This window comes from Pseudomonas pseudonitroreducens (assembly GCF_021603645.1).
In the GTDB taxonomy this organism is placed as follows: Bacteria; Pseudomonadota; Gammaproteobacteria; order Pseudomonadales; family Pseudomonadaceae; genus Pseudomonas; species Pseudomonas pseudonitroreducens.
The window spans coordinates 131,332-157,808 of the sequence record NZ_BQHJ01000011.1 but is presented as its reverse complement, the minus strand read 5'-3'; the positions used below and the strand labels follow the sequence as shown (position 1 = coordinate 157,808).

General features: G+C 59.2%; 29 protein-coding genes and 1 pseudogene. 11 read left to right on the top strand and 19 right to left on the bottom strand.

The window, feature by feature from the left end:
- Positions 1 to 127: 127 nt before the first annotated feature.
- Positions 128 to 244: pseudogene (locus L6D89_RS32875) on the top strand (hypothetical protein); the annotation flags it as partial.
- A gap of 86 nt (positions 245 to 330) precedes the next feature.
- Here L6D89_RS32875 and L6D89_RS24720 read toward each other — a convergent pair.
- The 3 genes from L6D89_RS24720 to L6D89_RS24710 form a co-directional block, all read right to left on the bottom strand.
- Positions 331 to 582 carry a hypothetical protein gene (locus L6D89_RS24720; RefSeq protein ID WP_236171661.1) on the bottom strand — a complete coding sequence of 84 codons (252 nt, stop codon included), beginning with the start codon at positions 580 to 582 and terminating at the stop codon, positions 331 to 333.
- Between the two features lie 198 nt (positions 583 to 780).
- Positions 781 to 987, bottom strand: a complete 207-nt coding sequence (locus L6D89_RS24715; protein WP_236171664.1) for a hypothetical protein — start codon at positions 985 to 987, stop codon at positions 781 to 783.
- 88 nt (positions 988 to 1,075) lie between these two features.
- Positions 1,076 to 1,510, bottom strand: coding sequence for a hypothetical protein (locus L6D89_RS24710; RefSeq protein WP_236201495.1), 435 nt, complete (start codon positions 1,508 to 1,510; stop codon positions 1,076 to 1,078).
- Between the two features lie 253 nt (positions 1,511 to 1,763).
- Between L6D89_RS24710 and L6D89_RS24705 the strand changes: the two genes are divergently transcribed.
- The 5 genes from L6D89_RS24705 (at position 1,764) to L6D89_RS24685 (ending at position 5,944) form a co-directional block, all read left to right on the top strand.
- The gene (locus L6D89_RS24705; RefSeq protein ID WP_236201494.1) at positions 1,764 to 2,765 is read left to right on the top strand and encodes a D-cysteine desulfhydrase; all 1,002 of its coding nucleotides are present in this window, start codon (positions 1,764 to 1,766) and stop codon (positions 2,763 to 2,765) included.
- Positions 2,766 to 2,883: 118 nt separating this feature from the next.
- On the top strand, positions 2,884 to 3,684 hold the full coding sequence (tcyJ, locus tag L6D89_RS24700) for a cystine ABC transporter substrate-binding protein (RefSeq protein WP_236201493.1): 801 nt from the start codon (positions 2,884 to 2,886) through the stop codon (positions 3,682 to 3,684).
- Complete coding sequence (gene tcyL, locus L6D89_RS24695; RefSeq protein WP_236171990.1) at positions 3,684 to 4,355, top strand: cystine ABC transporter permease; 672 nt, start codon at positions 3,684 to 3,686, stop codon at positions 4,353 to 4,355. The genes tcyJ and tcyL overlap by 1 nt, the downstream gene beginning before the upstream one ends.
- The gene (gene tcyN, locus L6D89_RS24690) at positions 4,352 to 5,119 is read left to right on the top strand and encodes an L-cystine ABC transporter ATP-binding protein TcyN (protein ID WP_236201492.1); all 768 of its coding nucleotides are present in this window, start codon (positions 4,352 to 4,354) and stop codon (positions 5,117 to 5,119) included. The genes tcyL and tcyN overlap by 4 nt, the downstream gene beginning before the upstream one ends.
- Before the next feature lie 126 nt (positions 5,120 to 5,245).
- Entirely contained in the window at positions 5,246 to 5,944 is a 699-nt protein-coding gene (locus L6D89_RS24685; RefSeq protein ID WP_236201491.1) for a pirin family protein, read from the top strand.
- A gap of 63 nt (positions 5,945 to 6,007) precedes the next feature.
- Here the strand turns inward: L6D89_RS24685 and L6D89_RS24680 are convergent, their stop codons facing one another.
- From L6D89_RS24680 to ttcA, 13 genes are all read right to left on the bottom strand, one after another.
- Positions 6,008 to 7,924: a hypothetical protein gene (locus L6D89_RS24680; RefSeq protein WP_236201490.1), complete on the bottom strand. Its 1,917-nt coding sequence runs from the start codon at positions 7,922 to 7,924 to the stop codon at positions 6,008 to 6,010.
- Between the two features lie 20 nt (positions 7,925 to 7,944).
- Positions 7,945 to 9,249, bottom strand: coding sequence for an NAD(P)/FAD-dependent oxidoreductase (locus tag L6D89_RS24675; RefSeq protein ID WP_236201489.1), 1,305 nt, complete (start codon positions 9,247 to 9,249; stop codon positions 7,945 to 7,947).
- A 21-nt stretch (positions 9,250 to 9,270) separates the two neighbouring features.
- Positions 9,271 to 10,332 carry a lysylphosphatidylglycerol synthase transmembrane domain-containing protein gene (locus L6D89_RS24670; protein WP_236201488.1) on the bottom strand — a complete coding sequence of 354 codons (1,062 nt, stop codon included), beginning with the start codon at positions 10,330 to 10,332 and terminating at the stop codon, positions 9,271 to 9,273.
- Positions 10,277 to 11,050: a glucose-1-phosphate cytidylyltransferase gene (gene rfbF / locus L6D89_RS24665; RefSeq protein WP_236201487.1), complete on the bottom strand. Its 774-nt coding sequence runs from the start codon at positions 11,048 to 11,050 to the stop codon at positions 10,277 to 10,279. The genes L6D89_RS24670 and rfbF overlap by 56 nt, the downstream gene beginning before the upstream one ends.
- A gap of 8 nt (positions 11,051 to 11,058) precedes the next feature.
- A complete protein-coding gene (locus L6D89_RS24660; RefSeq protein ID WP_236201486.1) occupies positions 11,059 to 12,018 on the bottom strand; it encodes a glycosyltransferase family 2 protein in 960 nt (319 codons plus the stop codon).
- 11 nt (positions 12,019 to 12,029) lie between these two features.
- On the bottom strand, positions 12,030 to 12,851 hold the full coding sequence (locus tag L6D89_RS24655; RefSeq protein WP_236201485.1) for an NAD-dependent epimerase/dehydratase family protein: 822 nt from the start codon (positions 12,849 to 12,851) through the stop codon (positions 12,030 to 12,032).
- Complete coding sequence (rfbG, locus tag L6D89_RS24650) at positions 12,848 to 13,930, bottom strand: CDP-glucose 4,6-dehydratase (RefSeq protein WP_236201484.1); 1,083 nt, start codon at positions 13,928 to 13,930, stop codon at positions 12,848 to 12,850. Before rfbG ends, L6D89_RS24655 begins: the two co-directional genes overlap by 4 nt.
- A gap of 155 nt (positions 13,931 to 14,085) precedes the next feature.
- Positions 14,086 to 14,748 carry a class I SAM-dependent methyltransferase gene (locus L6D89_RS24645; RefSeq protein ID WP_236201483.1) on the bottom strand — a complete coding sequence of 221 codons (663 nt, stop codon included), beginning with the start codon at positions 14,746 to 14,748 and terminating at the stop codon, positions 14,086 to 14,088.
- 15 nt (positions 14,749 to 14,763) lie between these two features.
- On the bottom strand, positions 14,764 to 15,294 hold the full coding sequence (locus tag L6D89_RS24640; RefSeq protein WP_236171683.1) for a C40 family peptidase: 531 nt from the start codon (positions 15,292 to 15,294) through the stop codon (positions 14,764 to 14,766).
- Positions 15,295 to 15,374: 80 nt separating this feature from the next.
- The gene (locus L6D89_RS24635; RefSeq protein ID WP_373873559.1) at positions 15,375 to 15,965 is read right to left on the bottom strand and encodes a C40 family peptidase; all 591 of its coding nucleotides are present in this window, start codon (positions 15,963 to 15,965) and stop codon (positions 15,375 to 15,377) included.
- Positions 15,966 to 16,070: 105 nt separating this feature from the next.
- A complete protein-coding gene (locus L6D89_RS24630) occupies positions 16,071 to 16,835 on the bottom strand; it encodes an NAD-dependent deacylase (protein WP_236201482.1) in 765 nt (254 codons plus the stop codon).
- Between the two features lie 28 nt (positions 16,836 to 16,863).
- Positions 16,864 to 17,535 carry a DNA-3-methyladenine glycosylase I gene (locus tag L6D89_RS24625; RefSeq protein ID WP_236171686.1) on the bottom strand — a complete coding sequence of 224 codons (672 nt, stop codon included), beginning with the start codon at positions 17,533 to 17,535 and terminating at the stop codon, positions 16,864 to 16,866.
- 34 nt (positions 17,536 to 17,569) lie between these two features.
- Positions 17,570 to 18,397, bottom strand: coding sequence for a tRNA 2-thiocytidine(32) synthetase TtcA (ttcA, locus tag L6D89_RS24620; RefSeq protein WP_017522174.1), 828 nt, complete (start codon positions 18,395 to 18,397; stop codon positions 17,570 to 17,572).
- A 101-nt stretch (positions 18,398 to 18,498) separates the two neighbouring features.
- On the opposite strand from ttcA, the gene L6D89_RS24615 reads away from it, so the two are divergent.
- From L6D89_RS24615 to L6D89_RS24605, 3 genes are all read left to right on the top strand, one after another.
- Positions 18,499 to 19,095 carry a DNA-J related domain-containing protein gene (locus L6D89_RS24615; protein ID WP_236201481.1) on the top strand — a complete coding sequence of 199 codons (597 nt, stop codon included), beginning with the start codon at positions 18,499 to 18,501 and terminating at the stop codon, positions 19,093 to 19,095.
- A 160-nt stretch (positions 19,096 to 19,255) separates the two neighbouring features.
- On the top strand, positions 19,256 to 19,852 hold the full coding sequence (locus L6D89_RS24610) for a Yip1 family protein (RefSeq protein WP_024764594.1): 597 nt from the start codon (positions 19,256 to 19,258) through the stop codon (positions 19,850 to 19,852).
- A 242-nt stretch (positions 19,853 to 20,094) separates the two neighbouring features.
- Positions 20,095 to 20,592: a SprT family zinc-dependent metalloprotease gene (locus tag L6D89_RS24605; RefSeq protein WP_236171690.1), complete on the top strand. Its 498-nt coding sequence runs from the start codon at positions 20,095 to 20,097 to the stop codon at positions 20,590 to 20,592.
- A gap of 6 nt (positions 20,593 to 20,598) precedes the next feature.
- On the opposite strand, the gene L6D89_RS24600 is transcribed toward L6D89_RS24605, so the two are convergent.
- Entirely contained in the window at positions 20,599 to 21,780 is a 1,182-nt protein-coding gene (locus L6D89_RS24600; protein WP_236171691.1) for a CaiB/BaiF CoA transferase family protein, read from the bottom strand.
- 42 nt (positions 21,781 to 21,822) lie between these two features.
- A complete protein-coding gene (locus L6D89_RS24595) occupies positions 21,823 to 22,962 on the bottom strand; it encodes an acyl-CoA dehydrogenase family protein (protein WP_236201480.1) in 1,140 nt (379 codons plus the stop codon).
- Positions 22,963 to 23,107: 145 nt separating this feature from the next.
- On the opposite strand from L6D89_RS24595, the gene L6D89_RS24590 reads away from it, so the two are divergent.
- Complete coding sequence (locus tag L6D89_RS24590; protein ID WP_236171696.1) at positions 23,108 to 23,572, top strand: GNAT family N-acetyltransferase; 465 nt, start codon at positions 23,108 to 23,110, stop codon at positions 23,570 to 23,572.
- A gap of 171 nt (positions 23,573 to 23,743) precedes the next feature.
- Here the strand turns inward: L6D89_RS24590 and L6D89_RS24585 are convergent, their stop codons facing one another.
- On the bottom strand, positions 23,744 to 25,060 hold the full coding sequence (locus L6D89_RS24585) for an OprO/OprP family phosphate-selective porin (protein ID WP_236201479.1): 1,317 nt from the start codon (positions 25,058 to 25,060) through the stop codon (positions 23,744 to 23,746).
- A 301-nt stretch (positions 25,061 to 25,361) separates the two neighbouring features.
- Between L6D89_RS24585 and L6D89_RS24580 the strand changes: the two genes are divergently transcribed.
- A complete protein-coding gene (locus L6D89_RS24580; RefSeq protein ID WP_236201478.1) occupies positions 25,362 to 26,282 on the top strand; it encodes a DedA family protein/thiosulfate sulfurtransferase GlpE in 921 nt (306 codons plus the stop codon).
- Positions 26,283 to 26,477: the final 195 nt, after the last annotated feature.

Genomic DNA, 26,477 nt, shown 5'->3' with positions numbered 1-26,477 from the left:
AATTCACCGACTGCGGTACGACATCACCGGCAACAATCCTGAGTACTGACGCTCACAGGAAAGGTGCCGGCATTTTCCGGCCCCTTCCGTATCAGGATGAAAAACTTGCTCGCCCAGGCAGGGAACACTCTGGAGCAACTTCGCCAAAGGCCGCACGGTGCAAAAGGACATGCTCGACCGCATGGCCTACGAAATCGGCTTCCTCACGCACCTGCAACGACAACTCGAACAACTGCCGCAATAGCGAAACGGCGGCTTGGGGATACCCCGAGCCGCCGTCTGCAGAGTGGCATCTCCCGCTGTAGGAGCGAGCTTGCTCGCGAACAAGCCTCAGCGGCAGTGATAGGGACTTTCGCCCTCCAGTTCCTGGTTGGTCTCCACGTCCCGGATGGTGATGATGGCCTTGGGATAGACCGAGCACAGTGAGTTGCGCACGGTATAGATGCCGCTGCCGCTGGCGAGGAACTTGCCATTGCTCAGGGCCTTGCCGGACTCGTCCTGGGCGCTGACTTCGTAGTTGCCGGTCATGGTGATGCAGCCGGCGAGCGCCAGCAGAGCGAAGAGGGGAACGAGGACTTTCATGGATTCTCCTTGGACGCGAGGCACGCCTTTGCCCATTGGTCGGGCGGCGCGGGTGTCTATCCGTGACGGGTTCGCGAGAGCGGGAATGGCCAGCCAGCATGGCAAGGCCGATGCGGATACGACCGATGCCGGTCGCCGCAGTTCAGCCAGCGCCCCCGCAAGAGCGCTGGCTGACGGTGTTTCGGACGAGAGGTGGTCTCAGCGCTTGCCCATGGAGCGACGCGAGCCGCGTGGGTGCGGCGGACGGTACTCGGCCTTGTCGTGCTGCTTGCGGTGCTGGTAGGCACTATTGGCCTGCTGTTGCGCGGCAAGGGCGGCCTTGGCCAGCTCGGCCAGGGAGAGTTTGGGTTGTTCCTGCGCGTTGTCGGCGCTGTCGTCGCGGGGCGGCTGCTGAGAGGACGTCATGGGTAGACCGGTTCTGAAAGGTTTGAAACGGCGCCCATGATAGCCGAAGTCGCGCGCTTACGGCTGCCCGCCCGCACGAGCGGCGCTGTCAGCTCGGCGGGAACTTGGTGTCCGGACGGGACACATACTCGGTCGCTTCCGCTTCCGTCATCACCCAGATCTGGCTGATGCGGCTGTCGAGCCCGACCTTGATCCCGACGAACTTGCCGGTGATCTGCGGCAGCAGTCCGTACACCATGAAGCGATTCTGCTGGTCGCGGATGCGTACCGAAACCGACAGCGGATAGCTCACGGTCTTGTTGTAGAGGCCAAGCGTGACGACCCGGCGCAACAGACTGGGCTTGGGACGCTTCAGGGTAATGACCGGATATACCGCGCTGTCGACGAAGCCCACCATCATCCCCGAGGGAATCACCCGGTCGGCCAGCGCCGGAGTGCTCAGCCCGAGCATCAGGGCCAGTGCGCCAAGCAGTTGAAGCGTTCGGCGTTGCAGCGAAGCGCGTGAAAGTACTGCTGATGTCATCGGATTTCCCGCCCTGGTTTTCCTGTTTTCGTTATCGCCCGGTTATGGATTCCGGATCTGAGCGTGGAGCGTAGCGGTTCGCCGCGCCGCTGTCCGCACATTGATTCACAGCCTCTGGAGTTTCCCACGGCGAGCAGGTGGATCGTCGCGCGACATTCCCTTGCAAGTCGGCGCCACGCGCCGTCCGGCCGCATTGCAGCGGGCCTTGGCGCGCTCTATCGTGACGCATCCGCCGGCAAACCGAGAATCCTCCATGAGCGCCCTGCGTGAAGCCCTCGCCCGCTTTCCCCGCCTCGACCTGGCCGGCGGCCCGACACCGCTGGACAAGCTGGAGCGTTTATCCGCCCACCTGGGGCGCGAGCTGTATGTGAAGCGCGATGACACCACGCCCTTCGCCCTGGGCGGCAACAAGGTGCGCAAGCTGGAATTCCTCGCCGCCGATGCCCTGAAGGCCGGTGCCGATACACTGGTCACTGCCGGTGCGATCCAGTCCAACCACGTACGCCAGACCGCCGCCGTTGCGGCGAAGCTCGGTCTGCATTGCGTAGCGCTGCTGGAAAACCCCATCGGCACGGACGACCGCAACTACCTGAGCAACGGCAACCGCCTGCTGCTGGACCTGTTCGGCACCGATGTCGAGCTCGTGCCCAACCTCGATACCGCCGACGAGCTGCTGGCCCGCACCGGCGAGCGCCTGCGCCGCGAAGGCCGCAAGCCCTACATCGTGCCTATCGGCGGCTCCAACGCACTGGGTGCTCTGGGCTATGTGCGCGCCGGGCTGGAACTGGCAGAGCAGCTGCGTACCAGCGGCCAGGAGCTCTCCGCCGTGGTGCTAGCCTCGGGTAGCGCAGGCACCCACGCGGGCCTGGCGATCGCACTGGCCGACGCCTTGCCGGAGCTGGATGTCATCGGCGTGACCGTCTCGCGCACCGATGCCGCGCAGCGGCCGAAAGTCGAAGGGCTGGTCGAGTGCACGCTGGAGCTGCTCGGCCACGACTCGATGACCCGGCCGACCATTCAACTGTGGGACGAGTATTTCGCCCCGCGCTATGGCGAGCCGAACGCTGGCACGCTGGCAGCGGTGCGTCTGCTGGCCAGCCACGAAGGCCTGCTGCTGGATCCGGTGTATACCGGCAAGGCCATGGCGGGACTGCTCGATGGCATCCGCCGTGACCGCTTCCTGAAACCCGGGCCGATCCTGTTCCTGCATACCGGCGGCGCGCCGGCACTGTTTGCCTATCATCCGGCGACCTGACAAAAGAACCAAAAGAACAAGGCATGTAATTTTTTATTATTTTATTGCATAACGATTCTGCCCATATAGTCGCCACGCGTTGACTAACCTGCTTAAAACACCAAAAACGGGGACCACCATGACCTTCTCCGCACTGCGACGTCATTTCCTCCTTGCCAGCCTGACCCTCACCCTCGGCGCCGGCCTCTTCGGCCAGGCCCAGGCCGCCGACGACCTGCTCGCCCAGATCAAGGAAAAAGGCCAGGTCCGCGTTGGCCTGGAAGGCACCTACCCACCCTTCAGCTTCCAGGACGAAAACGGCAAGCTGGCCGGTTTCGAGGTGGACTTCTCCGAACTGATCGCCAAGGAGCTGGGCGCTACCGCCAAGCTGCAGCCAACCAAGTGGGACGGCATTCTTGCCGCGCTGGAGTCCAAGCGCCTGGACCTGGTGATCAACCAAGTGACCATCTCCGAGGAGCGCAAGAAGAAGTACGACTTCTCCGAGCCGTACACGGTATCCGGCATCCAGGCGCTGGTGCGCAAGGGTGAGGAAAGCAAGTACGACACCCCGGAAAAGCTGGCGGGCGTGAAAGTCGGCGTGGGCCTGGGCACCAACTACGAACAATGGCTGCGCGAGCATGTGCCGCAAGCCGACGTGCGCACCTACGAAGACGACCCGACCAAATTCCAGGACCTGCGCAGCGGCCGCATCGACGTGATTCTGGTCGACCGCCTGGCCGCCTTCGACATGGTCAACAAGACCAAGGGCGCCATGGCCCTGACCGGTGCGCCCTTCGCTCGCCAGGAAGCCGGCATCGCCCTGCGCAAGGGCAACCCCGAATTGATCGCAGCGCTGAACAAGGCCATCGAGAAATTCCGTGCCGACGGCACGCTGAAGAAACTCTCGGAGAAATGGTTCCAGGCTGACGTCACCCAATGATCGAAGAAAGCCTGCAGCTTGCGCTGGATTCCGCGCCCTTCCTGTTGAAGGGCGCGATCTTCACGGTAGTCCTCAGCGTGGGCGGCATGTTCTTCGGACTACTGCTCGGATTCGTACTGGCGCTGATGCGCCTCTACGGATTCACTCCGGTGCGATGGCTGGCGCGTATCTACGTGTCGTTTTTCCGTGGCACGCCGCTGCTGGTCCAGCTCTTCATGATCTATTACGGCCTGCCCCAGGCTGGCATCGAACTTGACCCGCTGCCGGCGGCGCTGATCGGTTTCTCGCTGAACATGGCCGCCTACGTCTGCGAAATTCTCCGCGCCGCCATCGGCTCCATCGACAAGGGCCAGTGGGAAGCCGCCGCCAGCATCGGCATGACCCGCGCCGAAACCTTGCGCCGGGTGATCCTGCCGCAAGCCGCACGCACCGCCCTGCCGCCGCTGGGCAACAGCTTCATTTCGCTGGTCAAGGACACCGCCCTGGCCGCTACCATCCAGGTCCCGGAGCTGTTCCGCCAGGCCCAGTTGATCACCGCGCGCACCTTCGAGGTCTTCACCATGTACCTCGCCGCCGCACTGATCTACTGGATCCTCGCGAGCATCCTGTCGCACCTGCAGAACCGCCTGGAAGACCGGGTCAACCGCCACGACCGGGAGCAAGACGCATGATCGAAGTCCGCCAGCTGACCAAGCAGTTTCGCGGTCAGGAAGTGCTCAAGGGCATCGACCTGACCGTCCAGCCCGGCGAAGTGGTCGCGATCATCGGCCCCAGCGGTTCCGGCAAGACCACCCTGCTGCGTTGCCTCAACCTGCTGGAAGTACCCAACGGCGGAACCATCCAGGTCGGCGACATCCTCATCGACGCCTCGCGGCCGCTCAGCGGCCAGCAAGGCCTGATCCGCAAGTTGCGCCAGCACGTGGGCTTCGTCTTCCAGAACTTCAACCTGTTCCCCCACCGCACCGCGCTGGAGAACGTGGTGGAAGGCCCGATCATCGTGAAGAAGGAACCGCGCGCCCAGGCCATCGAGCGCGCTCGCCAGTTGCTGGCGAAGGTCGGTCTGGCCGGCAAGGAAGACGCCTACCCGAAGCGCCTTTCCGGGGGCCAACAACAGCGCGTCGCCATTGCCCGCGCCCTGGCCATGCAGCCGGACGTGATCCTCTTCGATGAACCCACCTCGGCGCTGGACCCGGAGCTGGTCGGCGAGGTCCTGGCGACCATCCGCGGCCTGGCCCAGGAAAAGCGCACCATGGTCATCGTCACCCATGAGATGAGCTTCGCCCGCGATGTCGCCAACCGGGCGATCTTCATCGACAAGGGCGTGATCGTCGAACAGGGCGATGCCAAGGCGCTGTTTGCCCACCCGAAGGAAGAACGCACCCGCCAGTTCCTCAGCAAGTTCCTCGATCAGGGCGACAAGCGCGTCGCAGAATAGAATCGAAATAATCGATCAATATCTGCCGATATTTGCGCTTTTTTATCGATCATCTGCGAGAGAAGATAGTCCCATGAACCGCGCGGACTGGCCCACCTGCCAGCCGCGCCCCACGAGGACTAAGTCATGATCGAACGCAGACCCTTCCAGCAACTCGGCGGCGCCAACCACGGCTGGCTCAACGCCAAGCACCACTTCTCCTTCGCCGAGTACTACGACGCCGAGCGCATGGACTGGGGCAACCTCCGCGTCTGGAACGATGACGAAATCGCTGCCGGCACCGGCTTCCCGCCCCATCCGCATCGCGAGATGGAAATCATCACCTACGTCCGCCAGGGCGCGATCACCCACCAGGACAGCCTGGGCAACAAGGGCCGCACCGAAGCGGGTGATGTACAGGTAATGAGCGCAGGGTCGGGCATCGTGCACTCCGAGTACAACCTGGAGAAGGACGTCACCAAGATCTTCCAGATCTGGATCATCCCCTCGGTACGCGGCGGCACGCCGTCCTGGGGCGCCAAACCCTTCCCGAAGGGCGACCGCGCCGGGCGCTTCGTGACCCTGGCCAGCGGCTATGAGAACGACACCGACGCCCTGCGCATCCGCGCCGAAGGCCGCCTGGTCGCCGCCACCCTGAAAGCCGGACAGACTGCCGAGTACGAACTGGGCAACGGCCGCCGCGCCTACCTGGTGCCAGCAACTGGCAAGGTCGAGGTCAACGGCGTCGAGCTGCTCGCCCGTGACGGTGCTGCCATTGCCGACGAGGCGGTGGTGAGAGTCACCGCGCTGGAAGACAGCGAAGTGATCCTGGTAGATGTCGCCTGATCCAAGCGGCAGTAACGAAAAAGGCACGCCGATTGGCGTGCCTTTTTCCAATCAGGCTACAGCCTAATCGAACTGAATAGTGTTGAAGAACAAACCTAGAACTCGAGAATCTTCGCTCACACCAAGCTTCTCTGGAGAAACGGCATCAGGCATCTCAAAGCCGATATGGAGCTTGCCAGAACTAGCTACGCTGGGGAGACGAACATCGATTTCTCGAGTTTGTCCGCCACTCAGTTCATAAAGACCCACTGCACTACCATTCACACTGATGCTGACTCGCTGCTTAAGATGCGTTCCATATACAAACGGCGACAAAGTCAGCTTCATCGAACGAGGAGAATCTCCCGAAAGATTGCACTCGAAAAGAGCGCTCTTTCCGTTTGTCCATCTTCCTGCTGCCTCTCTTACTCCGAAGCCAGAGGTTAGCACGTGCTCGCTCTGCACACCGGAAAGATCATGTTTCCCCATGCATTTTGCAGCCAAAGCCTCAGCCTTTTGTAGGCAAGAAGCACTCAGTACCGCTATCGTGCCTGTGGTCAGTGAGGGACAGCCGTAACCTGCATAACGCCCCGTAGAAGCTGATTCAATTATGTACTCGTATTTACTCAAGTCGGAGATTGGTCCTCGCAGGACGTCTTTCACCGCCTGAAGCAAAGGTGTACTCCCCATGGCAACCGAAAACATGTAGTCCAGAGTTGCAGGGACAGCGGCAATATCGACAACCGCATTTGACTTACCAACTGGAAGTTCAGGCAGAATATTTTCACGCAAATGAACCATCTGTCTTTCCAGGCGGACGAAATCGGAAACATCAAACCCCTTATAATTCGGCACTGCGGCAACAACAAATATGGCAAATAACACCACATGAACAACTGCGAGCGGAAAACCAATAATTTTAGGCTCAGCACGCTCCCAAAAACTCACGGGAAGGAAGCGATGAGCGAGCCAGGACAATGAAATCGCGACCAAAATAAAGGCTTGCGTTGCAAGACCAAATCCATATTTTTTGATGGCGTAATCCGAGCCATAGCCAAACTGAAGGGCCACATACTGAAGAATACAGAGAGTCGACACGACAACCCCAAGTGCCCCTAAGTATTTAATCGCCTGATGGGCAGGCCCTATGCGCTTTCCGATAATCCACACACAGCAAAATGCCGAACCCAGGAAGACTGCCAGACATAGCGTCATGATGCCTAGTGGATAGCTCAGCAACCGCAGGTCTAGGGCACCATTGTTTTCGGCGATCTTGCGCATAGCAGAAAAGCTAGGGTGAAAATACATACTAAGCACCGCCAGCACAGCAATACCTAGATAAGCCAGAAGTGCCTTACGCCGCGTCTCTCTTTCACTAATCAGGTCGAGCAGCATAACTCCGCATAGAACACCGAGCAACTCCAACGCCGGCAGCAGATGTACGAATGCAATGGCAATGCATCCGGACCAGATAATCCAATATGCACTACGACGCTTGCCACTCAACTCAGCACGAATAGCCAGCCCTATGGCTAAAAATGCCAGAGCCTGTGCAACTAACTGTGAATAGAAGTAGTTTCCGATTATTTCGGCTCCGTGCACCTCAAACCCATATACCTTGTAATTTATAAATAGCAAGAGCGCTAGGATGACGGGAGCCAGAAAAGCATGCCGCCCTGGAAGCAAGGTCAAAATAAAAAGGACGCTCCCCCAAAGCAGTAGCAATCCCAATATCGAAACGGCCTGCATGCCTGCGAGAGTTGAGTTCAGAAACTCCCCTAACACTGCTGCCATGATGTGGGCGCCCTTGGGGTAGAAACCCATCACCCCCATATCAGAGGTAGTAGGATCCAGATTCCACTGCTCGGACAGTCGAAAGGCCAGCAGATAGTGGTGAGCGACATCTATCGAAAGGCTCCAGAGAGAGTCCATGTATCGAAATAGAAAATACACTCCAAAAACTGCAATTAGCGCACAGCCTTTTCGGGACACCCTAAACATCATTTCAACTCCGATTCTGCTTAGGAGAGGCGAGCAGCGATGGCTTTGCCTTCACGGATCGCATAGTTTGTCCCGCGATCCTCCGGATAGATCTGCGCCATCGTGCTGATGACCGCATTTTCATATGGAGTTTCTAGGCCGGGAACATATTCTGAATAATTCCGCTCAGTGACAGGCTGTGCATATTCAGAACGCCAGACCTTATACTCTTCAATCCATTCTTTGCGCATTTCCGGGAACATCCGCTGCAGATGCTTCAAAGCAAATTCGCAGTATTCTTCATCAGAGTATTGCCATACTGGATCCTCAGTAGCCAAGTAACGAGAAAGATAGGCGATGTGAGATCCCTTGTAGTTTTCCGGAACATCAAAGTTGGTGTGCTCGATAACACCAACGAAGGGGAATCCCGGGTCGTTGACATTCAGCCAGTAGGTTTCAGAGAGGCTGCGATTCAAACGCAAGACCAAGCACATATTGCCCAGATATTTGACGCGGCGGAGCTTGCTGAGCCAATCTTGCTCAGCTGCCCCTGCAAAAATTTCAGCGATGATAGGAAATGCTGGGGTCAGGAGAAACTTGGCTCCTCGGACCACTCCTTGATCAGTGGTCAGCGCCTTGAGCTGAGTACCCTCGACTTCAACGCCGGTAACTTTGGTGTTGAACGAGACCTCTCCGCCCTTCTCGCGAATCGCGCTGACTAGAGCCTCTGCGAGCCGGCCAAATCCGCCCTTGAAGTAAGCAAGCTCCTCCCCCCCCTTATCATTTCGGGTACTGCCGCGCAGTACCAGTTTCTTCCACATCCAGACGGCATTGATGGCCTCCGAGTGAACGGAAAACTTCGAGTTGATGAGCGGCTCCCAGACAACTCGATAGACCGACTTGCCACACAGCCCTTCAAGCCATTCTCGAATAGTAAGATGCTCGATCGATTTCCAGTCCTTGATTCGACGAACCTGGAATACAAGCAGCCCAAGGCGAATTCGGTCAATGAACGAGAGGGCTTTGAAGCGGAGCAGGTCCATGGGCGTGGAGAGCTTCCACATCCGCCCGTTGAAGTACATGCCGGTACGCGTCGGCAGCAGGATGACGTCACCCTCCATGCCAAGCTCTTTCACCAACTCAGGAACATACTTATCGTTGTTGAACCAGTGGTGATAGAACTTCTCCAGCGTGACACCGTCTTTAAACTCGAAGACTCCTGCAAGCCCTCCCGGACTGCTATCCGCCTCAAGCACATGAACTTTCTTGCCGCTTTTCGCGAGTTCGTAAGCAGCGGTCAGCCCGGCAAAGCCTGCACCTACGATGACAACATCATATTGATTCATTGGAGTATCTCGGAAACCAAATTAGAGTGAAGCAGTGCGAGCCATGCGGAAAAGGTCAGGGCGCAAAGCAATCGCCACCGCTCCAGCCGCAGTGGTACTCACCCACAAAGCCAGGTGAACCAGAATCGCGTAGCTGCCTGCCAACGCAGTATCTCCTCCCACAAGAGATATGGCAGTGAACGCCGCCAAGTGAAATGGGCCGACGTAGCCTGGGGAGGAAGGCACCAGAGTCGAGAGCGTGGCCAGAGACATGACGAGCAAGGCGGTGAGCATGCCAGCTTGAAAGCCAAAGCCCAGCAATACGAAGTAGAAGAGGCCCGACTCTGCGATCCAAACGAAGACCGATACCAACAGCAACGAAGCCGTAACCTTTGGCCGTGACATCTGCTCGAAGCTTTCCAGCAACTCGGCGATCACCAGCAGCAGTTTGTGGAATTTCGCATTGCTTACTCGAGTCGAGTAGCTCTTGGCATAACGAGACAGTGTGCCACTTAGCAAAACGCCGGCAACAAAGGCTCCGCCACCCAATACCGCAAGCGTTACTGCCGAGTCCTTGATCGCTACTGGAATCTCCAATGAGCGAATGGCATAAAGGCCGGCCACCAGACAAACCAACAATGTCAGCAGATCAATCAGTCGCTCAACCACCAGACTAGTAGCCGCGACGGTTTTCCGAATCCCCATTGATACGGGAAAAACCAGCGCCCGCACCACATCCCCCATGCGAAATGGAAGGACATTATTCAGCGCGATAGCTCCCAAGAAAGGAGCAAGACAGCCCTTGAAACTGACGGCCGCACCGGTCGCTCGGAGAATCAATACCCAGCGCAAAACACGGAAGGCGTAACCGACCACCAAGCAGGCCACTCCGGAAAGCAAGTAAGGCCACTTGAAGTGCGTAAATGCCTGGATAAGCTCGTCGATATCAACTTTCGAGGCTATTACCGCGAGGCAGGCAACACTAATGCCTACCCCGAGGATAACTTTCAGCCATTTAGAACGCTTTTGATTAGGCAGCGGCGACATTTTAATCCCAATTTCGCCAAGGTGCGCCACCAGCAATCCATAGTGACTCAAGCTCACGCTTATCTCGCAGGGTGTCACATGGCTGCCAAAATCCACTGTGATGGAATGCCATCAATTCGTTGTCTTTTGCCAGATTAGCTAACGGAGCCCGCTCCCATGAGGTCGCATCATCCTCAATGTAGTCGATGACTTTTGGCTCAAGCACAAAGAAGCCGCCATTGATCCAGCCAATCTCGTCACTGGGTTTTTCTTCAAAACTCGTGACTTGCTGGTCCTTCTGGATATTCAGCACTCCGAATCGCCCCGGCGGCTGAACGGCGGCTACTGTCGCTAACTTGCCATGCGACCGGTGGAACTCAAGCTCTTTAGAAATATTAATATTGGAAAGACCGTCACCGTATGTCAGGCAGAATGTTTCATCCCCAAGATAAGGTGAAACTCTTTTCAGTCGCCCCCCCGTCATGGTCTCTGCGCCGGTATCCACTAGAGTAATTCGCCAGTTCTCTGCCTGGCTATTGAGAATAGTGTGCTCACCAGTCCCCAGATCGACAACCATATCTGACATATGACGATAGTAGTTAAAGAAAAACTCTTTAATTACGTAACCCTTATAACCCAGACAAACCACAAAGTCATTAATCCCATGAGCGGAGTAGATCTTCATGATATGCCAAAGCAGCGGTTTCCCACCGATTTCAACCATCGGTTTTGGCTTGGTGTCCGACTCCTCGGCTATGCGCGTCCCCAAACCACCTGCCAAAATTACCGCCTTCATAAAAACTCCTATAATTTTATCTGAGTAGGTTCAAAATTAAGAACCTGACCGACAATAGCAACAGGCTCTTCCCTGAGTACAAGGTAGATTCTAAGAAGATACTCGCCGATGATCCCTAACAAAAAGGAGTTCAGGCCAATACCAAAAAGCACAAGAATATGAATGCTCGCCATACCCTGCGGCAATTCTGGGTGGAATAACCGCAGAATAAAGTAGTAGAGCGCCCCCACGAGGCTTGCCCCGAGAATGATACCACCGATGAACGAAGCCGCCCGCAACGGTACTACGGAGTGATTGAAGACTGCCGTCAAGCCAAGACGAATCAATCGAGAGACATTGAATTTACTCTCCCCTGCCACTCGGGCGTCGCGACTATAGTCGATCCCCGTCTGTCGAAATCCGAGACCTGCAATCATGCCCCTCAGGTATGGGTTTGAGGTCTTCATCTTCAGCAGGGCGTTGATTACCTTGCGGTCAACCAAACGAAAATCACCTACATCTCGCGGAATCGGGTGCTCGCTGACTTTATCTATTACCCAGTAACCGAAGCGTCGGAACCAATTGAGTAATGAGCCTTCTTGTCGCTTTTTGCGTACGCCATATACGACTTCATAACCTTGCTGCCACAGATCGAAAAACTGCTCAAGCATCTCAGGTGGATCTTGGAGATCAGCATCAATTTGCATAACCGCATCGCCGCTGGTATGCATATAGTTGGCGATAATGGATCTTTGGAATCCAACATTCTTCGAAAACCGGATAGCCTTTACCCGCTTATCAAGGCGGGAAATTTCCGAAAGGATATTCCAAGTATTATCATCGGAGTGATTGTCGGAAAATACGAATTCAAGATCACACTTTTCCCGCATCTTTTCAGCCAGGGCCGTCAGGCGCGCATAAAGCGCCTGAAGATTCCCCTCTTCATTCAGAACAGGAATTGTAATGGAGATCAACGGCTTCTTATTCATTAGATCCAAACTCACAGTACGTTCCGCAGGCTTTCCATCATATATCCGGCAACCGCCGGAAGAGTTTCTCTGAATTCCATTTCGAGGAGCGGATTGGGGCGCTGGAAGAACTTCTCAAAGTTCTCACCAGGAGCAGACGAAAGCTCGCCCACGCTAAGAAGTTCTTCTTTGCCGAGGGAGTTGAATACATATTTTGCCAAGTCGACCAGGCGCACTGGATCGCCATGACTCAAAGCAATTGTACCCGTGACATTCATCCGTCCAAGATGAAGCAGCGCCGTTACATCATCCAGCACATGGTGATACTCGCGCAGCTGTGTCCCTGCGCTCATGGAAAACTTTTCATTTCGCACAATTGCCGCCCGCATCTGCCCCAAGAACATAAAAGGACTCGGGGTGCCCACTCCGAACAAGGTGTGGACCTGAACGTGGGCTACGGCCCCCCCTTGACGCGCTCGATCCTGCACGAAGTCACCGATGAGTCGCTTGCTTCGTACGTAGGCGTTATCGGCACCTTCGAACCGCTCCATGACCGTACCGATAGTCGTGACTCTGCAGCCGTAGCGCTCCGCAGCAAGAATAATGTTCTTCGGCAAACAATAGTTGACATGCAGATGGTGCTCGTCCGCTACACGCGGATCCAATATGCCCGAAGCGACATAGATATGCTTTACACCCTTGGAACGCTGAAGAAACTGATAGACCTGAGCTACGCCGTCAGGTGCGCCCCAATCGGCATAAACCTCACGGTTTGGTGCCACGATCCGGTCGTCAGGTATTGCAGCAGATAGCGCTGCTCCCAGCCGGCCGCGAGCCCCAATTACGCAAATCATTGCGCAAGTCCCGACCGCCACTCTTCAATTTGCCCGCGTGTAATGGCGAGGGAATTAGATGGGTTTGCATAGTAGTCGCGATACCATTCTGCAGTGCGGAGAATCGTTTGCTCCGTGCTCCACACGGGGACCCAGTTCAACTGATTACGAGCCAGGGAGCTATCCAGAGCCAAGGCACCTGCCTCGGGAAGGGGATGATCCATATATTCCAACTCAGGCCGCTTCCAATATTTGCTGAGCATTTCGAGCACATCCCGAACAGAATACTGCTTCAAGTCTTGAGGCCCCAGATTCCAAGCCTTGGCATATAGAGAAGGGTCTTCGGAAATCAAACCAGAGAGCAGCATCAAATACCCATGTACCAGCGCGAGAACGTGCTGCCAGGGACGAGTTGCATCGGGATAGCGCAGGCTGATAGGGGATTCATTTATCACCGCGCGCACAAAATCAGGGACTAGCCGATCCTCGGACCAATCACCACCGCCGATGATATTCCCGCCCCGTGCGACCGCGATTGCCGGCCCTTGCCCGCCCTGCCACGGATAGGAGGCAGCGAAACTCTGAATGACCATTTCTGCAGCGGCCTTCGAGGCACTGTAGGGGTCCTTGCCGCCGAGAGGATCATTCTCACGATAGGCCCAAGGCCATTCATTATTCTTGTACACCTTGTCAGTCGTTACGCAGACCACTCCCTTGACGCTCTTCACCGAGCGAGCGACATCCAGCACATTTGCCGTGCCTTGGGCATTAACGAGAAAGGTATACAAGGGCTCTCGATAGGAGCGGCGAACCAACGGCTGAGCGGCCAGATGAAGAATGAGATCCGGCTGAAAATCGGCGACAGCCTTATGCAGCGCGTCGTAGTCGGTGATATCACCCAGAACGCTGGTCACCGAACCCGCCGCATCGACTGCGCCAAATAGCGAAGGCGTCGTTTCAGGGGGAAGCGAAAATCCGCCTACTTCAGCACCGATCGCCCCCAACCATAAGCAGGCCCATCCCCCAGTGAAACCTGTATGTCCGGTGACCAGAATCTTCTTACCGACCAGGGCCTTTTCAAACGCCAGTACTGTATTCATTACTTACTATCCGCATCCTGCCGCCCGGATCTTGGAGCCAGATCCTTAAGGCCTTCATTTAAGGGCAGCTTTTTTATCACACCAAGCCAAATTTCGGTAGGCAATCGCGCATTCGACTCGGAGAATCCGTGCCTTCCACGTCATCACACATGATGTCAGCACTTCCGACAAAGACTCATGCCATCGCCAATAGGCACCAACGAATAGTCTACTCGCCGATCCACTTTCAGCGCTTTATTTAGCTGCTGGATCGATAGCGTATCTGCGCTCGCGGGATTCGCTTCCAGCACCCTCCCGCTCCACAACACGTTATCGAATACCACAAGCCCCCCCTGGCGCAACAGTGTCAGGGCATGCTCCAGATAAGCGGCGTAGTTGGCCTTGTCGGCATCGATGAATACCAGGTCGAAGCTGCCCTGCTGGTCGCCAGCCACCAGGCCTTCCAGCGTGGCCAGGGCTGGCCCGAGGCGCAGTTCGATACGCGAGTCGACACCGGCATCGCGCCAGTAGCTGCGAGCGATGTCGTTGTATTCGCCTGCCAGGTCGCAGCAGAGGATGTGGCCACCCTCAGGCAAAGCCTCTGCCATGCACAAGGCGCTGTAGCCGGTAAAGGTGCCGATTTCGAGGATACGTTTCGCGCCCATCAGCTTGACCAGCAGCGCAAGGAACTGCCCCTGCTCCGGAGCAACCTGCCAGCGGGACATGGGCAAACTGGCGGTTTCGGCGCGCAACCGTGCCTTGACCGGGGAATCACGCAGGGAAACGTCAATCAGGTACTGATAGAGCGCGTCGTCGAGATTCAGCGTACGGGTAGTCATGAGCCCTCCCGAGGATCAGGGGTGGAGGGCGAGGCTCTGCACGGCGAGGACGCGCTTGGCCTCCAGGAAGGCTTTCTGCCAATAGGCGCTGTCGAGGCTGTCCAGGCGCACGGTACCGCCCGTTCTGGGCGCGTGAACGAAGCGCCCTTCCCCTACATAGATACCCGCATGACTGACACCACGTCCACCGCTGGTAGCGAAGAACACCAGATCTCCGCTCTGCAGGGACTCCCGGCCGACAGTGGGCGCGCGCATGGAAATCATCTCGCGAGTGGAGCGCGGCAACATCAGGCCGGTGGCGTCGCGGTAGACGTAGCCGATCAGGCCGCTGCAATCGAACCCGCCATCAGGCGTATTGCCGCCCCAGCGATAGGGCGTACCGACCAGGCCAATGGCACGGATCAGGATATCGTCAGCAGCCTGGGAGTTGTAGACGGGAGCGGCGGGCGCGTTCACCACGGGTGGCGGCGACGGCGGGGTGCGACTGGCGCAGGCGGCCAGCGAGGCAAGAACAGCAAGAAAGATGATGCGCTGAAGAACGAGCATGTGATGGCATCCCGTCAAGGAGTGCCATCACTTTGTACCAACAGTGACTTGAGCGCAATACTTAAAGTAAAACTTTAAGTTTAACGCGTCGCCGTCTTCGACTCGTAGCCAGGTTCGAGCACGCGCTTGGCTTCCATATAGCTCAGGCGCCAGTAGCTCTCGTCCAGGCTGTCCACCCGTACACCACCGCCACGACGGCTGGCGGAGTGGATGAACTGGCCGTCACCGATATAGATGCCGGCGTGGCTGACCCGACCGCGACCACGGTTGTTGAAGAAGATCAGGTCGCCCGGCTGCAGGTCTTCTTTCGAGACCAGCGGGACGTCCAGATTGATCATCTCACGCGTGGAGCGCGGCAGGCTGATGCCCGCCTCTTCGCGGAACAGGTAGCCCACGAAGCCGCTGCAATCGAAACCGGTCCGCTCCGATTTTCCGCCAAAGCGGTACGGAGTGCCGATCAGCGAGAACGCGCGGTCCAGAATGTCGGATACATGGGCAGTCGAACTGCCGTTATCGTTTTTGGCCCCCTCGTCCTGCGACTCATTCACCAGCGCTATGTTGTGCTGATTTACCTGGAATGCTGCTCGAGTGGCAGGCACTGAAGCGACCTGGTTCGGCTGCGATTCCGGCGAATGGCTGGCGCAAGCTGCCAGCAGCAGAACGAAACTCATGGGCACGAGGGGTGCTAAGCGTTTAAGCATGGGCACGACCGTGTCTCATTAGCTCCATTTATTAGCGGGCTAATTTGCCCGCTCAATGGGGCTAATGCAAGTTTTTTATCGAGGAATGTGACTCAGCAGGCGCGGCATAATGTCTAAGGCTCGACCCACCATTCTTTCTCCGACCACCGAACTCAGGTCCGTCAGCCCCGGATTCACCTCGGCAGTGAAGCCCCCGGCATCCCGCGTGCGCAGCACCGGCTCGATGATATAGGGGAAGCTCGCAGTGGTCCCCACCAGCAGAACGGCATCGAATCCCTTGCGCAGTTGCGCGTAGAGCGTGTCGATCGCCTCCTCCGGCAGCATCTCCTCGAACAGCACCACCGGCGGTCGCAATACCCCGGCACAGCGCGAGCACTTCGGCGGCAACGGACCTTCCAGATGCCCGGCCAGCTCGGTGCTTTCAAGCCCGCACGACTGGCAATACAGCGGTGCCAGCTCGCCATGGATCTCGATCAGCCGCTCCGGCGGCGAACCGGCGCGCCGATGGAAGCCATCGATGTTCTGCGTCAGCACCCAGCACTCCGGCTTACGCCGTTGCAGCTCGGCAATGGCGTCGTGGCCGGCATTGGGTTGCGCATTCAGGCAGGCCTTGCCCAGTTCCGCCAGGTACTTCCAGCACAGTGCCGGATCCTTCTGCAGCATCGGGCCGGAGATCGCCACCTCGATGGGCAGACCTTCCTCCGTGCGGCCATTGTACAGGCCGCCCAGGCCGCGATAGGTCGGCATCCCGGAATCAGCGGAGAGACCGGCACCGGTGATCACCAGGATGCGTTCTGCACGAGACAGCGCCAAACCAGTGCGCTCGATCGCCGTATCCATGCGCCTTCCCCCGCGGCAAAGCCGCTTGTCAGTGGTTGACCGTGAACGCCAGCATCATGGAAATCTGGCACAGCGGACGACCGCTTTGTTCCTGCCATTGGTTGAAAGCAGCCTGCACCAAGGCCAGGTCTTTCTGGCTGGTGGGGGCCTTGTCGACGATTTCCTGAGCCTTGAGCGCGGCGACCACGTCATCACCGAGCACGAACGTATCCTTGCCAGCCATACGCAGGAAACGCGGCGCTGACATTCCGCCCAACTGGCTGCCGCGCTTGGCCAGCAACTTCCACAGGCCAACGATATCGCCGCACGGCCAGCCCGCCAGCAACTTGCCGAAACTGCCATATTCGCGAGCGATATCCAGAACGAACTGGGCATTGCGCGGCACGCTCTTGAGCTTACCCAGGTGACGGATCAGCCGAGCGTCCTGCATCAGGTTTTCCAGGCGTTCGCCGCCCATAAGCACCACCTTCTCCGGATCAAAGCCGAAAAAGACTTCCTCGAAAGCCGGCCACTTGGCGTCCACCAGACTGTGCTTGAGGCCCGCGCGGAAGATGCGCAGGCTGATCAGCGACAGGTAGCGATCATCGCCAACCTGCTCCAGCTCTGCCGGCGACTTCGCCTGGGGCAGGCGGGCTTCCAGGGCTTCGACGGAGCCGAAGCGATTCAGGCAGTACTCATGCAACCACTGGTAGTCGCGCATCGGACGTCCTTGCGAGATTGTTTCTTTACGCGGATCAGAGGTTCATCACATCGAGGAAGCGCGGGGTCGCAGTCTCGTCGATGCGCAGGCTGTTGAAGTCGAACAGGTTACGGTCCGCCAGTTGCGAGGGCACTACGTTCTGCAGCGCGCGGAACATGATCTCGGTGCGCCCCGGCGACTTGCGCTCCCAGTCCAGCAGCATTTCCTTGACCACCTGGCGCTGCAGGTTTTCCTGCGAGCCGCAGAGATTGCAAGGGATGATCGGAAACTCCTTGAGCACCGAGTAGGCCTCGATGTCCTTCTCGTTGCAGTACGCCAGCGGGCGGATCACCACATTGCGGCCGTCGTCGGAAAGCAGCTTGGGCGGCATGGCCTTGAGGGTCCCGCCGTAGAACATATTAAGGAAGAAGGTTTCGAGGATGTCGTCGCGATGGTGCCCCAGCGCCATCTTGGTCGCGCCGATCTCGTCGGCGTAGGTGTAGAGGGTGCCGCGGCGCAGGCGCGAGCACAGAGAGCAGGTGGTCTTGCCCTCCGGGATCTTCTCCTTCACCACCGAGTAGGTGTCCTTCTCGATGATGTGGTACTGCACGCCAATGGACTCCAGGTAGGCCGGCAGCACATGCTCGGGGAAGCCCGGCTGCTTCTGGTCCATGTTGACTGCAACGATCTCGAACTGAATCGGCGCCACCTTCTGCAGGTACAGCAGGATGTCCAGCAGGGTGTAGCTGTCCTTGCCGCCGGACAGGCAGACCATGACCTTGTCGCCGTCCTCGATCATGTTGAAGTCGGTGACCGCCTCGCCAACCTGGCGGCGCAGGCGTTTCTGCAGTTTGTTCTGGTTGACCGAAAGGGTGCTGGCCATGGTGCTCTGGAATCCGAAGGGCAAGACGAAAAGCCGGTCATTTTACGCGCAAAGCGACGCGTACCCCAGCCCCTCTATCGGGCTACTGCTAATCTGGCAGCATGACCGCCGATCTCGATCCTTCCCACGACCTGATGGGCCAGCTCCTGCAACTGCTGCAGGAAGCGCCTGAAGGAATTTCCGAATTCCAGCTGATCCAGCAGTTGAAGGCGCGGCACTCCACCCATGTGCCCAACCTGCCGCTGACCGACAAGCTGGTGCTGTTCCGTACCCACTTCCTGGTATTCAACGCCTTGTACCGTCTGCGCGACCGGCTTTGGGAGGAGAATAAGGCGCACCTGGAGATCGGTCCGCTGCAGATTCGCCTCTCTCCTTATATGAGTGGTGTGCAGGCGCTCGGTGAGCAGGACGCCCTGCGCGCCTACTATCTCGATGAAAAGCATCTGAAGGAAACCTCCGAGCGCGACGTGGAGAAGCTGCTGGAAAGCTTCTGGACGCGCATGCAGGGCAACGAGGAAAAGGCGGCAGCGCTGGCCCTTTTCGAGCTGGAGGAAGGGCCGGTGGACTACGCACTGATCAAGCTGCGCTACCGCCAACTGGTCAGTCAGCATCATCCCGACAGGGGTGGCAGCACCACCCGCCTGCAGTCGATCAACAAGGCGATGGAAATTCTGGAGCGCTATTACAGCCGCCCGTGAAACTTCCATTTGCTCTAAACCCACGGACGACGTGGCATCCAGCCATTCCTATACTGCGACTTAAGGTCGCATAGGTCGGCCGGGCACCGGATATCGCTGGCTACGCGAATCAGGCGCCTGGCTGGGGGGCGGCCTTCTATAAGAAGAGGAGAATGCTGACATGATCCATCATGTGTGGGGGCTCTTCACCCATCCCGATCAGGAATGGCAGGACATCCGTGGCGAGGAAGAATCCATCAGCCACATGTACCTCACCCACGTCCTGATCCTCGCTGCCATCCCGGTCATTTCCGCCTACATCGGCACTACGCAGGTCGGCTGGGTATTGGGCAATGCAGGACCAGTCAAGCTGACGGCCGCCAGCGCCATCCAGCTGACCATCATGACCTATATCGCCATGCTCGCCGGCGTCGCCGTCATGGGCGCCTTCATCCACTGGATGGCTCGTACGTACGACGCGTCGCCATCGCTGACCCAATGCATCGTCTTTGCTGCGTACACCGCGACTCCGCTGTTCATCGGCGGCCTGGCGGCGCTGTATCCGCATCTGTGGCTGGGCATGATCATCGGCACTGCCGCGATCTGCTACACGGTCTACCTGCTCTATGTCGGCATCCCGACCTTCATGAACATTCCCAAGGATGAAGGTTTTCTGTTCTCCAGCTCCGTGCTGGCGGTAGGACTGGTGGTGCTGGTGGCGATGATGGCTCTGTCGGTCATCCTCTGGGGCAGCGGCGTCGGCCCGGAATACACCTGATCTCCCCCTCTGCAAAAGAAACCGGGCCCTTGTGGCCCGGTTTCTTTTTGGTTCCTCGCGAGAGCGAGCCGTCGGTTTCACCTCCTGGCGAGGTTCGCGAGCAAGCTCGCTCCTACAGAAAGCGGCACTTGCCTGAAACTCGCCCCACTTGCCTGAACCTGCACCCCGGACGAGCGGCCGCGAGAAATCCTCCACCCGCGCCCCGACTGCGGCATAATCTTGCCCCGTCGGAGAACCACTGTATGCCTGAACAGCTCAACGCTCGCGTCGAAGCCTGCTATCAGCAGGCCGAAGCCTTCTTCCAGCGGCGCTTTCCCCGCCCGGAAGTGAGCTTCCGGCTACGCGGCCAGAAGGCCGGCGTCGCCCATCTGGATGAAAACCTGCTGCGTTTCAACCCGCAGTTGTACAGGGAAAACCACGAACACTTCCTGCAGCAGACCGTGGCCCATGAAGTGGCGCACCTGATCGCCCATCAGATGTTCGGTCCGCGCATTCGCCCGCACGGCGAGGAGTGGCAACTGATCATGCGCGGCATCTACGGCTTGCCGCCGGACCGCTGCCACACCTACGAAATCAAGCGCCGCCGCGCCACCCGCTACCTGTATCGCTGTCACTGCGGCGAAGGCAATGAATTCCCCTTCTCGTCCCAGCGCCACAACCTGGTCGCCCAGGGCCGCCGTTACTATTGCCGGCGCTGCCGTGCGACCCTGGTATTCACCGGCGAAACTCGCCGCGAATGAGGCAATTCAGGCGATGACCTTCGCCGCCCTCAACGCGCTGACCTGCTCGGCCGAGTAGCCCAGCTCTGCCATCACCTCTGCCGTGTGCGCGCCCAGTGCAGCGCCAACATGACGCGGCTCCGGCAGGCCGGCGGAGAAGTGAATCGGGCACGCCGCCTGCTGCTGCGTGCCACCCTTGCCGTTAGGCACTTGCGTGACCACGCCGCGCTCGCGCAACTGCGGGTGCTCCACCGCTTCGGCCATGGACAACATCGGCTCGACGCAGGCATCCAGCGCAGCGAAACGCTCCTGCCACTCATGAAAATCGTGTTTCTCGAACTCGATGGCGATCTCGCGCTTGAGCGCTTGCTGGTCCTCCGGCTTGGGTGACAGCCCGCGCGCTGCCAACTCTGGCCTGCCAATGGCGGCGCAGAACTGCTGCATGAACTGCGGCTCCAGGCTGCCCACCGAGAACCAGCGCCCATCGCGGGTACGGTAGTAGTCGTAGAAGCTGCCGCCATTGAGCGCGAGGCCTTCCATCTGCGGCTCCACACCGGCGGCGAGATACCCCGCGCCGGCCATGCCGTGCAGGCTGAAGGCGCAGTCGGTCATGCTCACATCGACCTGCTGCCCCTCCCCGGTCTGCTGGCGATGAATGACCGCCGCCAGCAGCCCCATCACGCCATGCAGCGAACCTCCGCCAATATCTGCCAGTTGCACGCCCAGGGGCAGCGGGCCGCTTTCGCGACGGCCGGTGTAGCTGGCAACGCCGGCCAGGGCCAGGTAGTTGATGTCATGCCCGGCGCGGTCGCGGAACGGCCCGGTCTGGCCGTAGCCGGTGATCGACACATAGATCAGCTTCGGGTTGATCGCCTTGAGCGCCTCATAGCCGACACCCAGCTTGTCCATCACGCCGGGGCGGAACTGCTCCAGCACGATGTCGTATTCCTGCACCAGTTGCTTCACCACTTCCACCGCCTCGGCCTGCTTGAGGTCCAGCGCGATGCAGCGCTTGTTGCGGTTGAGGTAGGCGTGGCTGGCCGAGGTACCATCCACGTGCGGCGGCAGCACGCGCACCAGGTCCATGCGCGTGGGCGACTCCACGCGCAGCACCTGGGCGCCCATGTCGGCCAGCAGCAACGAGGCGAACGGCCCCGGCAGCAGGGTGGAGAAGTCGAGGATCTTCAGGGAGGCGAGCGGGCCGTTCATGGGCACTCCTGTTTCGCTCAATCGATGCGTAGGCGCCGCGCCTCAGAGCTTCATGCCGCGGCTGATGATCTCTTTCATGATCTCCGAAGTACCGGCGAAGATGCGCTGGATGCGCGCGTTCGCGTACATCTTGCAGATCGGATACTCCCACATGTAACCCCAGCCGCCGTGCAGTTGCACGCCTTCATCGACCACCTTGCAGAGCAGCTCGGTGGTGAACAGCTTGGCCTCGGCGGCCACTTCGGGGGTGAGCTTCTTCTGGTTGTGGTCCAACACGCAGCGGTCGGTGAAGACCTGCGCCACGTCGATCTGCGTGCGCATCTCGGCGAGCTTGAAGCGGGTGTTCTGGAAGTGCGCCACGGGGCGATCGAAAGCCTTGCGCTCCTTCACGTAGTCGATGGTGGTGTTCAGCGCCGCCTCAGCGCCGGCCACCGCGCCGCAGGCATTGGTCAGGCGTTCCTGCGCCAGCATGTTCATCAGGTAGAAGAAGCCGCCCTTGGCATCACCGAGCAGGTTTTCCTTCGGCACTTTCACCTCGTTGAAGAACAGCTCGGCAGTGTCCTGGCTCTTCATGCCCAGCTTCTTCAGGTTGCGTCCGCGCTCGAAACCCTGCATGCCGCGCTCGACCACGAACAGGCCCATGGCGTGCTTGTTCGCCGGGTCGGTCTTGGCCGCGACTATCACCAGGTCCGCCAGCAGCCCGTTGGAAATGAATACCTTGGAGCCGTTGAGGACGTAGTGATCGCCCTTGTCCACCGCCGTGGTGCGCATGCCGGCGAGGTCGGAGCCGGCCGACGGCTCGGTCATTGCCACCGCCAGGATGCTTTCGCCACGGATGATGCCCGGCAGCCAGCGAGCCTTCTGCTCGGCGTTGCCGTATTCGGCGATGTACGGACCGCACAGCGCAGAGTGCAACGGGATCATGAAGCCCGGTTCGTTGATGGCGGCCAGTTCCTCACACATGATCTGTTCGTAGCGGAAATCCTTCAGAGCGGTGCCGCCGTACTCCTCCTCCGCCCAGGGCAGCAGGAAGCCCATCTCTCCAGCCTTGCGCCAGACGCTGCGGTCGACCACGCCGGCCTCTTCCCACTCTTCCTGGTGGGGCACCACTTCCTTGTCGAGGAAGGAACGGAATGCATCGCGGAACAGGTTGTGTTCGGTCTCGAAGTGATTGCGCAGCATGATCGACTCCCGGTGGGTTGAGTGCCCGCAGGGTAGGTGCTGGCCGCGCGCGGCCTCAATGACGCGAGCGCTCAGGGTCGATTGACGCAATCGCCCAGCAGGTGAGAGGGTGAAACCTTCCAAGGCTGCACCGGAGAGCGCCCGCATGCAGATTCGCCCTTTCCAGGCAGAGGATATCCCGCCGTACGAAAGCTGGTTCGACGATCCAGTGCTCTACGCGCAACTGGGCCCGATGGATCGTTACTGGCTGGAGCAGGTGCTGAACAATCCGGAAACGGCTCAGTACAGCATTCTGCGTGGCGGTCTGCTGGTGGCGGTGGTGGGGATTTGCCTGCCCAGCCCGGCGCATCCGTATTATTTCGTCACCGACTTGGCTGTACGCCCGCAGTTGCGTGGCTCAGGCATAGGCCGCGCAGTAATGGCGCTGGTCATGGGCCGGCCAGAACTGCAGAGCAGCCCCCTGTGGCGTGCCAGCGTCAGGCCGGACAACCTGGGGGCGCTGGCTTTCCTCATCAAGCTGGGCTGGACACGACTGGAAATGGGCAATCCGTTCGATGAATTGCTCGAGTTCGAATTCCGCCGTCGCCCAGCGGGGCCCGGCTTTCGCTGAGGCAAACCGTGTAGGACCGAGCTTGCTCGCGAACGAGGTTTCAGGCTGCTGCGGCATGCAGCAGGTTCGCGAGCAGGCTCGCTCCTACAGAAAAGCTTTCCGACTCCCATAAAAAAACCCCCGCCGAGGCGGGGGTTCACACAAAGGAGTCAAACGGTAGTGCTGTAGTTCTTAGAACACGTACTGCAGACGGGTCACAACACCGTTGCCATCGTCGTCGCCGTTGGCATTGCGGATGCCGTCGGTGCTGACGTGAACGTAGTCCAGCGAGACCTTCACGGCTTCGTTGGCGTACCAGTTCACACCGATGGTGTTGGTGCTGGCCTTGGTGTCGCCCACGTCGCGGGTGGCAGTCGCCACGACCACGTTCGGGTCATCAACCTTGATGTGGTCGTAACGGTAGAAGACCTCCCAGGCACCGATTTCCTTGTTGGCCGGCTTGATGGTGTCGAACTTGGCGCCATCGAGCTTGTACACGCGGGACTCACCGGTGATGGTGTAGGCCAGCTGGCCGTAGTAGCCATCAGCCTTGATGTCTTCGTAGGCGTCGGCATCAGCCTTCAGCTTGCGCTTCAGGTATTCGGCCTGAGCGGAGAACGGGCCGATGGCGTAGGCGAATTCAGCACCCCAGGTGGAGTCGTCCTTGTAGGAACCGGCCGGGCTCAGGGTGGCGCCGCCGAAGGTGGCACGGTTGCCGTTGTCGCCAGCGTCGTTACCGCCGTTGGTGGCGATACCACGCATGCCCAGACGCGGACGGATGCGGGAGTCGAAGGCGGTGTCATCCAGGTCACGGTAGGCGTAGTCCACACCGATGTGCAGGACGTTGCCGTCGGTGTTCATCGGAGCGAACACGCCACGGAAGTTGAACTGCTTGACGCTGTCGCCGTCAGTGTCGTCAGCATCCTTGGCGTAGATGCCGGCGTCCAGGTAAGCCATGTTGGCGACGACGCCGCCAACCTGGGCACCCATGCCGTCCTGGTGGGTGTTGATCCAGTCAGCCAGTTCGTAGGCGGTGGTACGCTCGGTAGCGGTCACCCACTTGGAGCTGGTGGCTTTTTCCAGACCGAAGTCCGGATCGAAGCGGCCGAACTTCAGGGTAACCGGGGCGAAGCCGGTGTAGCTGAAGGAAGCTTCGTCGAAGTAACCGTTGTCAGCGTTACCGGAGTTGTGGGACATGTCGTAGTTGATCTGGTATTTCCAGTCTTTGTAGACAGTGCCGCCCAGCTCCAGGTAGGCGCGGCGGAAGTAGGCGCCGTCACCGTTGTTGCCGTTCTTGGTGTAGAAACCATCGAAGCGGCTGTAATCCGCTTGCAGACGGCCACCGAGCTTGAAGCTGAATTCCTTGTCGGTGGTGCCGACTTCAAGACCGCCTTTGGTCTTGATAACGATATCGGCGCCATCGGTGGTGACTGTGCCTGCGAAAGCCTGGGCGGAAACGGCCAGTGCCAGGGCAGTGGCGGCGTAACCGGCGAAGTGCTTACGGATCATCGAAGATTCCCCTTAATGGTATTTGCGTTGAACACGCCGAGTGCCTGGCTGCTGCGCGCCCCCCAAGGACTCGCACAGGCCGTTCTGGCGGCCCCCGTTTGTGTTGCTGGGAATCTTGGCGAGGGGTTATTTCAGATCGGTTGCTCGTAGATAAAACTTTTATTACAAAGGAACTTTTGATTTCTTTATGGCATAAAGGTCCTAAGCCGCGCGCCAGTAGGCTTGCAGGCACTTTCTGAAGCCCGCTTTACCGGTATGCTTTCGCTTTCTCCTGAAAGACCTTCCCCGCTCAGGCTTTCCCATGCACGAACTGCAACCCCTGATCCAGCAGCACGGCCTTACCCTGCTGTTCTTCAATGTGCTGCTCGAACAGCTCGGCCTGCCGATTCCCGCCTACCCGGCGCTGATCGTCGCCGGCGCTCTTGCTCTGCAAGGCAGCGGCGTGCCGCTGGGGCAGGCGCTTGCCGTAGCGGTATTGGCTTGCCTGATCGCAGACCTGATCTGGTTCTGTGCCGGCCGACGCTACGGTGGTTTCATGCTGCGCAGCGTGTGCAAAGTCTCGCTGTCGCCGGACAGCTGCATTCGCCAGAGCCAGAGCCTTTACCTGCGCATCGGCCCGCGCGCGCTGCTGATCTCGCGCTTCCTCCCCGGCGCCAGCGCGCTGACCACCACCATGGCCGGCATGACCCGCACGCCGCTGCCACGCTTCCTCGCCTACGACTGTGCCGGTGCAGCGCTCTGGGCCGGCTCGGCGCTGATGCTCGGGAGCATCTTCAGCGATGCCGTGGACCGTGTGCTGGGCTGGCTCACCGAGTACGCCAGCGTCGGCGTGTCGGCATTACTGGGCGCCTTCACGCTGTTCATCGCCTGGAAGCTCTGGCAGCGCTTCAGCCTGCTCAAACGCACCGCGCGTATCCCGCGCATCAGCGTCGGCGAGTTGCGGGCACGCCTGGACGCTGGCGAGCCGCCGCTGATTCTCGACGTGCGCGCGCAGTTCGATGACGAGGCGATTCCCGGCTCCATCGCCTTCAGCCTGGACGGGGCGCTGGACGAGCTGCGCGGCAGCCTGGAGGACAAGGACGTGGTGATCTATTGCGCCTGCCCCCACGAACTTTCCGCGGCCATGCTGGCGGAGCGACTGCAGGCGTTCGGACACCCGCGTACGTGGGCACTGTCGGGCGGATTGGATGCATGGCGGGCGCAGATTCCAGCGCAGGTCTGAAACCTGGCGTAGGAGCGGACTCCGTCCGCGATAGGCCCGCATTACGCCAGAGACCATCGCGGACAGAGTCCGCTCCTACGTGAAAGTTCTGCGCTCGGGTCGGCCCTCACCCTAGCCCTCTCCCAAGGGGAGAGGGGACCGTTCGGTGCAGGATGAATCTTGGGTGCCAGCCGGCACGGACTGCTCCCTCTCCCC